The sequence below is a fragment of the Texcoconibacillus texcoconensis genome (assembly GCF_014202575.1).
Classification (GTDB): domain Bacteria; phylum Bacillota; class Bacilli; order Bacillales; family Salisediminibacteriaceae; genus Texcoconibacillus; species Texcoconibacillus texcoconensis.
The window spans coordinates 56,896-71,283 of sequence record NZ_JACHHB010000017.1; the positions used below are offsets into that span (position 1 = coordinate 56,896).

Below are 14,388 nucleotides of genomic sequence, written 5' to 3' on the forward strand. Positions count from 1 at the left end.
GTGCATCATAGAAATGGAGTGATTATTATTCAGCAAAGGGGTTGATTTTATTGACCGCATTGACTTTTCCTTTAACGGACCCCGTAATGATTGTAGCGTTAGCAATGCTTATTTTCTTAATTGCACCTTTGGTGATGAACCGGTTCCGAATACCTGGAATTATCGGTTTGATTTTAGCTGGAATGATTGTAGGGCCTAATACTTTAGGGTGGCTAGAACGAGATCCTACGATCGTTTTGTTAGGAACCGTTGGCATGTTATACATTATTTTCGTTGCAGGTCTTGAAATAGATTTAGAAGGGTTTAAACGATATCGGAGTCGCAGTTTAACTTTTGGATTATTATCGTTTTTTATACCATTCACACTAGGAACACTACTTGGGTATGTTTTGATTGAGTCATGGATGGCTGCCATATTGCTCGGCTCACTTCTCGGGTCACATACATTATTAGCCTACCCGATTGCCAGTCGGATGGGGGTGGCAAAAAATCCAGCTGTAACAACAGTCGTTGGTGGAACGATTCTTACAGATACGCTATCAATGCTTATATTAGCCGTTGTTGCCGGTGCGTCTCAGGGAGAACTGTCAGCCGGTTTTTGGGCACAATTAATTATCAGTTTGATTATATTTACAGCGGTGGTCATGATTGGTGTACCGTATATATCAAGGCGCTTTTTTCGACAAATACATGGGGGTGCCTCGATAGATTATGCATATGTGATGGCGGTACTATTTATCTGTGCGGTTCTCGCGATCTTTGCTGGAATGGAACCAATTATCGGTGCCTTTTTAGCTGGTTTAGCTTTGAATCGTTTTATTATGGAAAATGGACCATTGATGAACAGAATTAAGTTTGTTGGAAATGCACTTTTTATTCCGTTCTTTTTATTATCTGTTGGAATGCTTATGGACATTGGTGTCATGTTTGAACAACCAAGTGCTTTTGTCTTGGCGATTTTAATTGTTTTATTTGTGATTATCGGTAAATTTATTGCAGCGTGGATTACGAAACGGATTTATCACTATTCAAATGATGAGCTACCTTTAATGTTCGGGTTAACGATTCCGCAAGCGGCTGCTACCCTTGCGGCAACACTAGTAGGGTATGATTTAGGTTTGTTCGATATCGCTGTCGTTAATGGTGTGATCATCATGATCCTAATTTCTTGTATGATCGGGCCTTCATTTGTAGAGAAATATAGTCGAAATGTTGCCTTTGCCGAAGAGCAAATGCCATATCGGCGTAGTATGGCTCCGGAACGAATTATGATTCCGCTTTCTAATCCGAATACAATGGATTATTTATTAGATTTGTCATTTACGATCAAAAGTCCTTCTTCGGAAGAGCCAATTTTTCCGATGACGGTTGTACAATCAAATGAAAATAATGATGACAATGATGATAACGAGGCGAAAGTAGCCCAAGCTGAAAAAATGTTAGGTCACGCTGTCATTTATGCAGCGGGCGCTGATGTACCTGTACGATTATTAACCCGCGTTGAAGATAACCCGACAATCGGGATTCATCGTGCGATCATGGATAATCGTATTTCAACGGTCATCGCAGGCTGGAATGGGTCTGATGACCACTCCAAGTATGGTCTAGGTCGTGTAATGGATCAATTGGTCGAACGAACGCGTCAACAAGTTGTTGTCGCGAATTTAAACCAACATCTAAGTTTGACTAAACGAATTGTCGTCATTCTACCGAAAGGATATGACCATATGTCAGGTGGTTATGATGCTGTGCGTCTTACGAAGCTCCTTGCTAACCAAATAGGCGCACGAATGTTATTTATCGTCATTCAAGATGATACTTCTACCTATGAAAAATGGATTAACAATGAAAAGCCTGATGTTGAAGCGAAGTTCGTTGTCGTTGAAAAGTGGTTAAATATAAAGCGCTATTATGAACAAACACTTAAAGAAGACGACTTAGTCGTGATTTTAAGTGCGCGCGAAGGTACACTTAGTTGGCATCCTAGATTAGCATTATTACCAAAGTCGATTCATAAAACGGCTGTGAAGAACTTTATTGTATTATTCCCACAAGAATATCCTGTGGATAATCGAGGCACGAGAGGGACAAATGTTCCTACTTCTACGTTCGCACATAAAACTTATGATGAGTAATAAACTACAAATGTAAATGTTGTTCATAAAAAAAGGGCCTTGTTTGAAAGGCCCTTTTTAACATGGAGGTGTTTTGATTATGGATATCTTGACGAAGTGTCCGAAATGCCAGCAACAAGAGCGTATCGAGAAAGTTTTAACGGCGCAGTCCAATCAAAATGTTATTTTTCATTGCCAAACCTGTGGATATGAAAAACGAAATATTGAAACGAAAAAAGGTTGATAGACGTGTCATCTTCGCTTATTCATGTTATACTACCAATTGTGAGCGTATTAGTACCAACTACTAATAATAAGATATAATTGTTAAGGAGGCGGCGAAGATGACCTTAGATCTTTCAGGTCGTACCTATGTCATTATGGGGGTAGCAAACCAGCGAAGCATCGCATGGGGGATCGCACAAGCGTTATCGAATGCAGGTGCGAGATTGATCTTTACATACGCAGGTGAACGGTTAGCGGCAAACGTACAGAAATTAGCGGATTCTTTGGATCGTGATGATTCAATCGTATTACCGTGTGACGTAACGGATGACGCGGAAGTTGAAGCAACCTTTCAAAATATTCAAGAACAAGTTGGCACGATCGATGGCGTTGCTCATTGTATCGCATTTGCTGATAAGGACGAGCTCTCTGGAGAATACTTAAATACAACGAAAGACGGATTTTTAACAGCGCATCACATCAGCTCTTATTCTTTAACGGCAGTCGCGAAAGCTGCGCGCCCATTAATGCAAGAAGGCGGAAGCATTCTCACTTTAACTTACTTAGGTGGAGAAAGAGTTGTAAAGAATTATAATGTGATGGGGGTAGCTAAAGCTTCTCTAGATGCAAGTGTTAAATACTTAGCAAATGATTTAGGGAAAGAAGCGATTCGTGTTAATTCCATTTCGGCAGGGCCAATCCGTACATTATCAGCAAAGGGCGTTGCTGATTTCAACGATGTCATCCAGGAAATGGAAGATTCAGCACCTCTTAAACGTCCTGTCACAAAAGAAGAAGTCGGCGATACAGCTCTATTCTTAATGAGCGATTTATCTCGCGGTATTACCGGGGAAATGATTCACGTTGATGGTGGATACAATAAAATCGGTCTTATGTAACAAATGAAGACTGCAATGAAAACAGGTGTCTTACGGGCATCTGTTTTTTTGCTTCAAAAACGAACACTTCCTAACGTTAAGGTTTTACGAAATGGTTATCAAGGTGACATCACTTTGACAATGTTACACATATAATAGAAACACCTCTAATGAAAAAGGACATTAAATTCAATTGAAATGAGGTGTATGAATGAGTGATAGCATTTATATTGAAGGATGGCCGTTTATGATCCTCGTTTTAGCAACGTTTCGGCTGACTCATTTACTTGTTTACGATAAAATTACCGAGTGGTTGCGTGATCCTTTTCAAGAGATGAAAGAGGAACAATTGGAGGATGGGACATTCGTTTCATATCCAGAGCCTAAAGGGACAGGGTTGAGGCGTTGGATTGGTGAATTATTAAGTTGCCATTGGTGCACAGGGGTATGGGTGTCAGTAGCTGTATACAGCGCTTACCATTTATTCCCTCATATAGCATTTCCAGTATGGACGGTTTTTGCAATTGCAGGTGTTGCAGCAATTGTTCAAACGATCATCCTTTATTTCGAACAAAGGATGTAATCGTTATCTTTATCTAAATATTTGAAGTGTTAAGTCGTTGGATGTGCATGTAATAACGGTTTATGAATAAAATGTACTTAAAGCAGAGAGTGATGAAATGGAAAATGCGCGAGAATATGATGATATGTATATGATACCGTCGCATTTTCAGAAAACAAGAAACTTACTAATGGATGAAACCCGACCTTTATGAGTATTTTCAATTTGAGTGAGATAGGGATTATTTATAATCATGTTTATATAGAGTAGGAGAGGAGTAAAAATGATACGAACCATTTTCCTAAATTTTAAAGGTGATAGCGATGACAATCGATAAGAAAATCGTCTTAGGAACTGACGTATTTGGCCTACCGCTAGGTGGTTTGTTAGGTGATGGAGATGAGAAGCGAGAGCAAGAAAGGTTGTTAAATATTTTAAAAACAGCAAGTGAGAAAGGGATTAACTTTTGTGACACAGGTGTTGCTTATGGGGATAGTGAAGGTGTTTTAGCAAAAGCGATTTCTTCTCATGATGAGCATCCATGGCGCATCACGACGAAACTACCAATATTTCGGTCTTCAGTCGTGAATGAAGAAATGATGAATCAACTGTATGAAGCTTGGAGGTGCACACGTCAAAGGTTTTCGACCGAGCAGATTTATGGTGTTTATTTAGAAAATGTAGATGATTTAGAAAAGCCGGGTGCTGAAAGGTTAATGAATTGGTGGTATACTTTAAAAACAGAAATTCCGCACTTAAAAATTGGTGTCAAGGTAGACTCAATCGCTCAACTAAAAAGAGCATTCGAATCGTTCGCCTTTCAACTCGTTCAAATTCCTTTAAACATATTTGATCAACGTTTTCATCAGTCAGGAATGATTAAACAGTTAAAAGAAAATGGTGTTGATATTCATATTTATTCGAGCTTACCTGAAAGTGAAATACAAAAACCTCTAGAAACATTACCCAACTCTTCAACGACTTTAATGCCTCACATCGAGCAATTCCATGATCAGTTACAAGAAAAAGAAATCAGTCCAATAACCGCAGCATTAATGTTCCCACTATCTATAGAAGAAGTGGACCGTTTCGTGATCCAAATTGAAAATGTCGAACAATTAAAAGATTTATTTAAAAAATGGCCGAATGAGTGTATTGATTTTCCATTTGACAAATTTTCATTAGAAGGTGAATCATTACGTTTGTTTCTTGCTCATAGTAAAATGTAAGTGAAAAAAGACGTGTTCCTTACATGATGAGAGGAACACGTCTCTTTTTAATTCTGAAAGGTTGTTTTAGTTAATAACCGTTAGTTAGGTCAGGTGAGTAGTGGATTTGTACGCAATATTGCGTTGGTTTTGGTAATTAATTGTTGTGTTCGATTCATAAACGTATCGTTTTTATGAACAATATCGAACGCAACACGTGCTTTCCTCGTTCTTTCTTCGGAATGGTCGATATAATATTTAAGCCAGGAAATCCCTTCTTCTTCATGTTTAAATGGTTGAATAGCAGGGTGTAAAAATGTTCGTTCATCATCTCTGAAGTATTGGTCTGTTAATTGGAAAGCTGAGCATGCAGCTACTTCATAAGTTCTGGCATTGGGACTGGAAGAAGGGATCCGAAGACGATCTTTCACCTCATAAGGGTGATATAAATTTAAAACGATGTTTGCCTGTCGATAAAAAGCCGCAGCTTTGTGTGATGGTATCCAATAATTGATGACTTTTAAGCGAGGATTTCGCTTTTCGATGTCGAGAACGTCTCGCCAATAATGACCAACGACTTGCACAGTAGAGGATGTTTCTTTTAAAACACGTTGCACAAATGAAATACGGTTAGCATAAGGGTAACCAACAAGACAGACGTCACTAAAAAACGTAGAAGTGTCGTTGCTTGAATGCTTATGATAAATGTGTGGATCAAAACCGATCGGTAAATGATATACCTGTTGATGACCGAGCTCATGATAAACAGCAACGCAGTTTTTTTCTGCACAAAAAATGATATCAAACAGGTGAATAAATTTCAGTGCATCATCGACATAGTAAGGTCCTTCACATACCCATGCAACAAGTGGGATCCCTTGGTCACGTATATGCTTCAGAAAGACATCATCGACGGTTTGATAAATCGTTGTAAATAAAAAAGCAGTTTGTTTTACTTCACGTTCTGTCAAATGGTCCAATGTCTCAATGGCCGACACTTGATAGCCGAAAGTTTGAAAACAGCTAATCATTGCATCATCAATATATTGATAGAAGGGATTTGATGTGGAACGAACGTAAAGGATGTTCATAAACGCCTCCTATGTGTATACAGATATCGTATTCAGTGAAGGAAGACCTTTCGGGTGTTCATTGCAGTAGAAAAAACCTTCAATACGATAACGTTGAACATCTTCAGCACGTGAGATTGTCATATCAAATTGCTGAAAACGTTGGCTTTGACCGGGAGCAATTTCAACAAAATGTCTTGGTCTTAACCAATGTTCTCCATCATTTCGAATCCGATTTCTCCAGTCGTCATGAACGTAAACCCAAGACTCGTTACTTTGTAAAACTTTTTGTTCTGATGAAGGGATGTGTGCATCGATTTTTCCTCCGATTTGTATAGAAGAAGTTGGGTTCGTTCGAAAACAGATGATCGGGTTGTGAAGCGTCTTATCACTATAATTGGTAATCATAAAATCTCCTAAAATATGAATCGAATCATCTTCATCTTCGGGTGTCGGGAAAAAACAAGCGTATTGGAAGTATCCTTGCACGATGTCAAGTTGTTGATTGTTGTCGTTATTTTGATCTTGTTTGTTTGGACTGACTGTGTTTTGTTCAGCCGTCTGCTGCTGTTGTGAGAATTGCCTTTTCACCGCTTGCTTTTCAGCTTCTTTACGTTCTAATAACTTTTTATATTGGCTGATTTGCGATTCGTATTTACTCAACTCAGAGCGATAATGAATCATTTTTTGTTTCAGTTGAACGATTTCCTCTTCAGGAGTTGTCATCACCCGTCTTCTTTTTCTAGTCACCACAGTCACCTCACTTCGCTTCCTATTCTTTTATATGTATGCAAAGAAAAGAAATATTAGAAAACAAAATAAGGACCCTCCCTCTTAAAAAGGTCAGGTCCTTATGTCATATGGTGCTTCCTTTTAATAAAAGGAAGCTTAGCACTTGTTTTGGGGAAACACTTCTGGGCATTGTGGTGGAAATGTGATTTCAGGGCACACTTTTTCAATTGGCATAATAATATCTTCACGAGGTTGGCAAAGTTTCCCTTCTACTTCAACTTTCACTTCAGCTTCGACTTGTACGGATTGGCAAATATGCAATGTTAATTCTAAGTCTAAAAACTCTCCGTTGTTGCAGCAAAGTACTCCTGTTGAATCAAAGTCATAAATATGGCAGTTAATCTCAGTACCTTCTGGCGCACAAAGAAGGAATTTTTCAAAGACACAGAATGAAATAGGTTCCGATACACAAAACGGATCGCCATTTTCATTTAGTCTTAATTCGATGACAAAAAATCCTTGTTTTTTTAACTTGACGAGTTGCAAGTCAGTATCAAAATCTTCAACATACACATCCTGTCTTCTGCCGACCTCAACACATTCAATTTCGTCAAGGTCTATTGGGTCTCCATCAGCATCAGTAGGTACAACAGTAACGAATACTTCATCATCATCATCGATGAACTCACACGGGTTGTCACCATCAGCTTCTTCATTATTGTTGCAGCTAAACCCAAGACGCTCTAACCCTTCATCACCAGAAAATGAGTAATCTTTATCGACTTGTCGTGTTACCCAATCATATACTTTATCTACACGAATGCAAAGTTGTTCCAATTCGGACATTCTCTACTCATCCTTTCTATAATTTCTTCCTTGTGTAGGGAACTACTTCATAATATGAATCCAACCTACAGGTGTGCATTATCCTACCGATAGATGTGCATTTGTCCTAATTAAATTTCAAGAACCACTTATCTATACGAAAGATTTTTAGTATCAAGGCATATATTGAATAACAGATCCGGTCGGTCAGAAAAGAAAGGAGGGGGAAAATGTCAGAAAATCGCCTAACTTTTAGAAGAGGAACAGCAGATCAATTAAAACAAAAAGTGATATATCTGCAAGCGGAATTAAAAAAGTATAAGCAGCAAGTTGAAGCTTACCAAGAAAATTATCATTACAAGCAATTAGATCAATTAAATGAAGATAATCAGCAACTGCAACAGGAAATTGATCAATCAACAAAAGAATATCAACAGCTGCAACAGGAAATCGATCAATTAACAAAAGAGTATCAACAACTTCAACAAAAAGCTGATCGTTTGCAAAAACGTAACGAATTATTAGAGAGTAGTTTTCGAGAAATGCATGAAGAAAAGTCAGAAGTTGAATACCATGTTCAAAATTTTAAAGAGGAGATTGACTCCCTGCGCGAAGACAATGAATTAAAGGAACGTACAATAAATGAAAAAGATGAACAAATAATAAAGATTCAAGAAGAATGTGACCAATTAAAAGAAGCGTTAAAAGAGGAACAAACAGCGCCGATTGAAAAGAGAGAAATAAGAACAACTGAAGAATCACCTCAAAAAGAAGAGGAGGGTAGTGGTCAAACGGATTGGTTTATAAGAAACTTGAAACGCCAACAGAGAGAGGATGGAAACGAGAGATAAATGATTCCGCATCCGTCGCGACAATTATCTGATTCATTGCATATCTTATTTTAAGAGTGTAAAGAAAGGAGATAGTGGCGATGGCTTCACGGAAACGGTCTTCGACCCAAAAAGTTACGAAAGCTCATCCGCGAAAAAACGCTCAACCTAAAAGAGTGGTTTATGCTCCAACGAGACGTACGGGACGTAAAGGGTGTGGATGTAGCAGCAAACGGTAAGGTAACAACCTCGCTTTTGAGAGGAAACGCATAAGTGTTTACAAAAACGGGTATAGGAAAGTAAAAGCGAGGTGATGAAAATGGGTTACATTCCACCTGTACGAGATAATCAATTAACGATTTATCATCATAGGCAACCGGAACAAAATCCCGTTATTCGTCCGTCACCAGCTGTTTATAAACTAGAATTTTTTGATGCGATAAAGGATCATTATCGAGGAAAAAAGCCAATATATCATTCTGATGTAAAAAGCATAAATCAATTAAAAGAAACGCGTAAGATAGAAAATGAATGGGAAGGAAAAGGCAAGTACATTGATGAACTTGCTTAAATGAAAGATCAGACCTTTTGAATGAGAGGTCTGATTTTTTTGCCATTGACGAAGGCATGAACATGAAAATCTCATTGATGGAGGGGGAGGTCGTTAACATAGTGACTGGATGTAAAAAAAGCCTTAGCTTCGTTTTGAAGCTAAGGCTTTTATCTATATGGCTAGCTACAGGCGTCCATCGGCTCGAGGTCACTTCGTTCCGACAAGCAAAAATCGCTTCTGCTTGTCGGAACTCCAGTGCTTGTCGCCGATGAGCGGGCGCCTACCACTTTTCAGGTTACCGATTATCCACTTTTTCAGGATACAAATCATGTTGCAACAAGCGACTTTGCGCGAATTCTTCCCATTTTGTTCCTGGACGACCGTAGTTGGTGTATGGGTCAATGGAAATCCCACCTCGTGGCGTAAATTTCCCCCATACTTCAATGTAGCGTGGGTCCATGAGTTCGACAAGGTCGTTTAAAATAATGTTCATGCAGTCCTCATGAAAATCGCCGTGGTTACGGAAGCTAAATAAATATAATTTCAAAGACTTACTTTCGACCATCTTTTCATCTGGAATATAACTAATATAAACCGTTGCAAAATCTGGTTGGCCTGTCTTTGGACAGAGGCTTGTAAATTCAGGACAGTTGAACTTTACGAAGAAATCACGATAAGAATGCGTGTTTTCTACAGATTCTAAAACACTAGGGTCGTAGTCTTGTGCATACTGGGTTCCGTTACTTCCGAGAAGAGAAACTTCTTGGCTTCTAGGGTGATCTTTAGGCATGGGCGTTCGCCTCCTCTATAGGTTGTTGTTCTTTATCATCGTGACGGCGCAACCATTTGACCGTCATATAAACGAAAGGTGTATCAATCACTGCAATGGCTAGTTTTACAATATATTGACTGATAATCATCATCACAAGTGCTGCAGTTGGCATCACTCCGTAAAAGGCAATCACGACAAAGATCGTCGAGTCAAGTAATTGACTAGCGAAAGTACTACCATTGTTTCTTAACCAAAGGTGTTTTTCTTGTGTCCATTGCTTTAATTTATGAAATAAGGCAACGTCAAATAGTTGCGAAACGATATATGCTGTAAGTGATGCAGCGACAACACGCGGGACAGCACCTAAAATCATTTCAAACTCTGCTTGCATACCGAAGTTACCTGCAGGTGGTAGTTGGATGGCCACATAAAAGAACCCGATCATGAGTAAATTGGTTAAAAGGCCAATCCAGACGACTTTCTTTGCTGTCTGTTTACCGTACACTTCGGAAATAGAATCGGTAATTAAAAAGGTCAGAGGGTACGTAATAAGTCCAGCAGTTAAGACGATGCCGCCAAGGTCGAATAATTTCACTGACACGACATTGGAAACAAATAATGCTACAAAGAAAAGTCCAGCGAGTAAGAGGAGTTTCTCTTGTTTATTGTTCAATGAAGACACCCTCTTTCTCAGCTAAATATTCATTTAACCCGTTTTGACGTAGCTCGCAAGCAGGGCACTGACCACAACCATCAGCGATGACACCTTCGTAGCATGTGAGTGTATTTTCACGAACATAATCAAGAGCGTCTAGTTCATCGCTAAGTTTCCAGACTTCAGATTTTGATAGAAACATAAGCGGTGTATGAATGACGAAGTTTTCGTCCATTGATAAGTTCATCGTCACATTCATCGATTTAATAAAATTGTCTCGACAATCAGGGTATCCAGAATAATCGGCTTCAGATACGCCTGTGACAAGATGTTTTGCGTCAAGTTGTTTTCCGACGATCGCTGCCATAAGTAAAAACATATGGTTTCTGCCCTCAACGAACGTCGTCGGGTATGATTCACCTTCTTCAATGTCAATGGAATCACGGGTTAACGCATTTTCAGTTAATTGACCTAGAATGCTTGCATCAATAATTTTGTGCTCGACATTGAGGTCATTGGCGATTGCCTTTGCGCAGTCAAGTTCATCACGGTGACGCTGACCGTAATCGAACGAAATGGCAATCACGTCATCAAAATGTTTTTTGGCCCAGAAGAGACAAGTGGTACTATCTTGGCCTCCGCTGAACACAACCATCGCTTTTTTCAAATTAATCATCTCCTAGTTTTGATTTTTATAGCGGAGGATGGTTTCGAACTCCGCTAACCTTTCTATAATAACAGGAAGAGGGCACTTTTGGAAGGGGAGTTATCGTTTACAAGCACAAAAAAAGCAGGCTTATCAAGCCTGCTTTTGAAGGTAATATTATTTTTGATTAGCAACATCTTCATCTTCTGTATCAACAGGATAGACACCATTTTCATCGTGAACTTCTTTACCTGAAAGTGGTGGGTTGAAGACGCATACCATACGCATTTGCGTGTTCGCACGCAGAAGGTGCTCATCGTGTTCATCTAATGCGTAAATCATCCCGGCCTTAATTGGCCACACTTTGTTGTCTTTTAAAGTGACAACTTCACCGTCACCTTCGATGCAATAGACAGCTTCAAGGTGGTTTTGGTACCAGATATGTGTTTCCGTCCCAGCGTGGATAATTGTATCGTTAACGGAATAGCCCATTTTATCTTTCTTTAGTAATAGACGGCGACTGGTCCAGTTTTCTCCTTTTACTTCCTGTTCGGATCCGATAACATCGTTTAAATCAACGACTTTCATTGTGCGATTCCTCCTGTGATGTATTATTGTGTGACAGGTTCTTTTACGAGTTTTTTGATGCTTTCTTCAATGATTGAAAGTCCTTTTTCAAGTCCTTCTTCATCGATTGTAAGAGGAGGGAACAATTTGAAAACTTCATCATCAGGTCCAGCTGTTTCCATGACAAGCCCTTTATTGAAGGATTCTTCAGCTACTTTTTCTGAAAAACCTTCAACCTCTGATGAAATCCCAACCATTAAGCCGCGACCGCAGACGGTTCCCTTCATTTCTGGATATTTCTTCGTTAACTCTTGTAAAAATTCGTGCGTACGTTTCGATTTCTTTTTAATTGATTGTTCAAATGCGTTATCTTTCCAATAATGGTTTAGAGCAGCTGTTGCTGTAACGAAAGCGTGGTTATTTCCACGGAATGTTCCGTTATGCTCACCAGGTCCCCAAATATCTAATTCAGGACGGAACAGTGTAATCGCAAGTGGGGAACCGTAACCGCTTAATGACTTTGATAAACAGACGACGTCAGGAGTAATTCCAGCTTCTTCAAAGCTAAAGAATGTACCTGTTCGACCAATGCCTGCTTGAACATCATCAACGATTAATAAAATTCCCCAGCGTTTACAAATGTCTTCGACTCGTTGTAACCATTCAAATCTTGCAGCGTTGATCCCGCCTTCACCTTGAACCGTTTCAAGTATGATACCTGCAGGGATATCAACACCACTTCCACCGTTTTCAAGGAACTGCTCTAAGTAATCGAGCGTGTCGGTTTTTCCGTCCATGAAGTCGTCGTATGGCATATGAACGACATTTGTAAGTGGAATACCAGCACCGTTACGTTTTGCTGCATTTCCTGTGACAGAAAGGGAACCAATCGTCATGCCGTGAAAACCATTTGTAAAGCTAATAATATCCGTGCGTCCTGTATATTTACGAGCTAATTTTAAAGCACTTTCTACCGTGTTCGTCCCTGTTGGTCCAGGGAACATCACTCTATAGTCAAGATTTCGTGGTTTTAAAATCACATCATTTAATGTTTGTAAAAATTCTGCGCGCTTTTCAGTTGCCATGTCTAATGAATGAGTGACGCCATCATTTGAAATGTAATCTACAAGCTCAGACTTCATGACATCATTGTTGTGCCCGTAGTTTAGGGCGCCAGCGCCAGAGAAAAAGTCTATATATTCGTTTCCTTCTTCATCCCACATCTTATGTCCCTTCGATTTTGTGAAGACGGTTGGAAAGCTGCGAGAGTAACTGCGTACTTTAGATTCCAAAGATTTAATTGTTTCCATTTTCGGTGTTTCCATGATTAATTAATTCCTCCTTAAGGATTGATACCTATACTCGAATAGGTATTTTGAACATTTGCAAACATCTTAGGTTCGATTCAAAAAACATGGTCATGAAGAAGTTTTATTTATGAATCGGTCCAATTCGAAATGTCATTTCAGCTTCATGGTCATCGCCAGGAAATAAATCTTCAGAAAAGCATTCCTGAACGGCACATGTCGTGTCGTAGTCTCGTGCAATTCTACGGAACAAAGATTGAGAGGCTTTGTTTGATGGTGTGACTGTGGCTTCAAGGTAGCGCACATTGTTACATGCAGAACGGTTTAATAATTCATTCAATAATTTTGATGCCAACCCTTTACCGCGTTGGGAAGAGTCAACGCCGACTTGCCAAACGAAAACAGTATCTTTGTTTTCGGGCGGAATGAAAGCAGTGACAAACCCAACAACTTTATCGTTTTGTTTAGCTACTACACAAGTTTCAGTGAAAAATTCACACATCATAATGTACTTATACGGGGAGTTCGTATCCAATGTTGATTCCTCGACAAGTTCCCACATTGCCGCGCCATCCTCTACACTTGGTTTTGCAAAATGAACCTTTTCAATTGTTTGAGTTGGTGCGGTTGCTACCTGACTTCGAATGTTAACGTCCTCCTTTATTTGCTTGACGGATATTTCATGCCACGAATAAAACTGCGTCATGAGCGCATCCGCCGTTGATCAATACATTATCTAATGATAAAGGGAGTTCGTGATGAAGACAAATAAGCATAAGAGCGATTAAATGGATTTAATTGCCATATGAACCAATTGCGATAAGTAAGCATCGCACTGTTACAAAATCCTAACGCATTGTTAAGTTTTCAAACAAATTTGACAGATCCAGGGTGAAACAAAAAAGTCAACACCTTCCTTTGACACCTTTGTGACAAGGGTTTGCGCGTTTTTCTTTAATTTGAAAAAAAACTGAAAAAAAATTAAAAATTTTACCTCGAAATTTCGTTTAGGCATCGATTGATTACAGGTAGCGGAAAGTTACCCCTTACAGTTGTCCGAAGGTAGTCGTTGTTCGGATAGTATGAGTGGAAAAAGGAGTAAAGTTGTCCGAAGGTAGGCGTTGTTCGGACAGTTTGAGTGGGAAAAGGAGTGGACTTGTCCGAAGGTAGGCGTTGTTCGGACAGTTTGAGTGGGAAAAGGAGTGGACTTGTCCGAAGGTGAGGGTTGTTCGGACAGTATGAGTGGAAAAAGGAGTAAAGTTGTCCGAAGGTAGGCGTTGTTCGGACAGTTTGAATGGGAAAAGGAGTGGACTTGTCCGAAGGTGAGGGTTGTTCGGACAGTTTGAATGGGAAAAGGAGTGGACTTGTCCGAAGGTGAGGGTTGTTCGGACAGTATGAGTGGAAAAAGGAGTAAAGTTGTCCGAAGGTAGGCGTTGTTCGGACA

Annotated in this window: 16 protein-coding genes; 7 read left to right on the forward strand and 9 right to left on the reverse strand. The window is 39.5% G+C overall.

The genetic code is table 11. The annotated features are described in order from the left end of the window. The first annotated feature begins 50 nt into the window (after positions 1-50). The 5 genes from HNQ41_RS15030 to HNQ41_RS15050 all read left to right on the forward strand — a co-directional run bounded on the left by HNQ41_RS15030 (position 51) and on the right by HNQ41_RS15050 (position 5,008). A complete protein-coding gene (locus HNQ41_RS15030) occupies positions 51-2,135 on the forward strand; it encodes a cation:proton antiporter (protein ID WP_343043378.1) in 2,085 nt (694 codons plus the stop codon). Positions 2,136-2,214: 79 nt separating this feature from the next. Further along, positions 2,215-2,358: a hypothetical protein gene (locus tag HNQ41_RS15035; RefSeq protein WP_184665258.1), complete on the forward strand. Its 144-nt coding sequence runs from the start codon at positions 2,215-2,217 to the stop codon at positions 2,356-2,358. Positions 2,359-2,458: 100 nt separating this feature from the next. Then, the gene (gene fabI, locus HNQ41_RS15040) at positions 2,459-3,238 is read left to right on the forward strand and encodes an enoyl-ACP reductase FabI (RefSeq protein ID WP_184665259.1); all 780 of its coding nucleotides are present in this window, start codon (positions 2,459-2,461) and stop codon (positions 3,236-3,238) included. 190 nt (positions 3,239-3,428) lie between these two features. Then, positions 3,429-3,800: a DUF1360 domain-containing protein gene (locus HNQ41_RS15045; protein ID WP_184665260.1), complete on the forward strand. Its 372-nt coding sequence runs from the start codon at positions 3,429-3,431 to the stop codon at positions 3,798-3,800. Positions 3,801-4,102: 302 nt separating this feature from the next. After that, entirely contained in the window at positions 4,103-5,008 is a 906-nt protein-coding gene (locus tag HNQ41_RS15050; protein ID WP_184665261.1) for an aldo/keto reductase, read from the forward strand. Between the two features lie 89 nt (positions 5,009-5,097). On the opposite strand, the gene HNQ41_RS15055 is transcribed toward HNQ41_RS15050, so the two are convergent. From HNQ41_RS15055 to HNQ41_RS15065, 3 genes are all read right to left on the reverse strand, one after another. Then, a complete protein-coding gene (locus tag HNQ41_RS15055; protein WP_184665262.1) occupies positions 5,098-6,078 on the reverse strand; it encodes a CgeB family protein in 981 nt (326 codons plus the stop codon). Positions 6,079-6,087: 9 nt separating this feature from the next. Then, positions 6,088-6,807, reverse strand: a complete 720-nt coding sequence (locus HNQ41_RS15060) for a hypothetical protein (protein ID WP_184665263.1) — start codon at positions 6,805-6,807, stop codon at positions 6,088-6,090. 138 nt (positions 6,808-6,945) lie between these two features. Next, on the reverse strand, positions 6,946-7,635 hold the full coding sequence (locus HNQ41_RS15065) for a BMQ_0737 family morphogenetic spore coat protein (RefSeq protein ID WP_184665264.1): 690 nt from the start codon (positions 7,633-7,635) through the stop codon (positions 6,946-6,948). A gap of 209 nt (positions 7,636-7,844) precedes the next feature. Here HNQ41_RS15065 and HNQ41_RS15070 point away from each other — a divergent pair, with 209 nt between their 5' ends. Both HNQ41_RS15070 and HNQ41_RS15075 read left to right on the forward strand, forming a co-directional pair. Next, on the forward strand, positions 7,845-8,465 hold the full coding sequence (locus tag HNQ41_RS15070; RefSeq protein ID WP_184665265.1) for a hypothetical protein: 621 nt from the start codon (positions 7,845-7,847) through the stop codon (positions 8,463-8,465). A gap of 298 nt (positions 8,466-8,763) precedes the next feature. After that, positions 8,764-9,015 (forward strand): hypothetical protein, encoded by a 252-nt coding sequence (locus HNQ41_RS15075; protein WP_184665266.1) that lies wholly within the window; start codon positions 8,764-8,766, stop codon positions 9,013-9,015. A gap of 277 nt (positions 9,016-9,292) precedes the next feature. Here HNQ41_RS15075 and queF read toward each other — a convergent pair whose 3' ends face one another. The 6 genes from queF to ectA form a co-directional block, all read right to left on the reverse strand. Then, positions 9,293-9,787 carry a preQ(1) synthase gene (gene queF / locus HNQ41_RS15080; RefSeq protein ID WP_184665267.1) on the reverse strand — a complete coding sequence of 165 codons (495 nt, stop codon included), beginning with the start codon at positions 9,785-9,787 and terminating at the stop codon, positions 9,293-9,295. Further along, the gene (locus HNQ41_RS15085) at positions 9,780-10,442 is read right to left on the reverse strand and encodes a queuosine precursor transporter (protein ID WP_184665268.1); all 663 of its coding nucleotides are present in this window, start codon (positions 10,440-10,442) and stop codon (positions 9,780-9,782) included. Before HNQ41_RS15085 ends, queF begins: the two co-directional genes overlap by 8 nt. Next, positions 10,432-11,100: a 7-cyano-7-deazaguanine synthase QueC gene (gene queC / locus HNQ41_RS15090; RefSeq protein WP_184665269.1), complete on the reverse strand. Its 669-nt coding sequence runs from the start codon at positions 11,098-11,100 to the stop codon at positions 10,432-10,434. Before queC ends, HNQ41_RS15085 begins: the two co-directional genes overlap by 11 nt. Before the next feature lie 147 nt (positions 11,101-11,247). Continuing rightward, entirely contained in the window at positions 11,248-11,658 is a 411-nt protein-coding gene (locus tag HNQ41_RS15095) for an ectoine synthase (RefSeq protein ID WP_184665270.1), read from the reverse strand. 23 nt (positions 11,659-11,681) lie between these two features. Then, positions 11,682-12,962 carry a diaminobutyrate--2-oxoglutarate transaminase gene (ectB, locus tag HNQ41_RS15100; protein WP_184665271.1) on the reverse strand — a complete coding sequence of 427 codons (1,281 nt, stop codon included), beginning with the start codon at positions 12,960-12,962 and terminating at the stop codon, positions 11,682-11,684. Positions 12,963-13,068: 106 nt separating this feature from the next. After that, positions 13,069-13,650: a diaminobutyrate acetyltransferase gene (gene ectA / locus HNQ41_RS15105; protein ID WP_184665272.1), complete on the reverse strand. Its 582-nt coding sequence runs from the start codon at positions 13,648-13,650 to the stop codon at positions 13,069-13,071. Between the last annotated feature and the right edge of the window lie 738 nt (positions 13,651-14,388).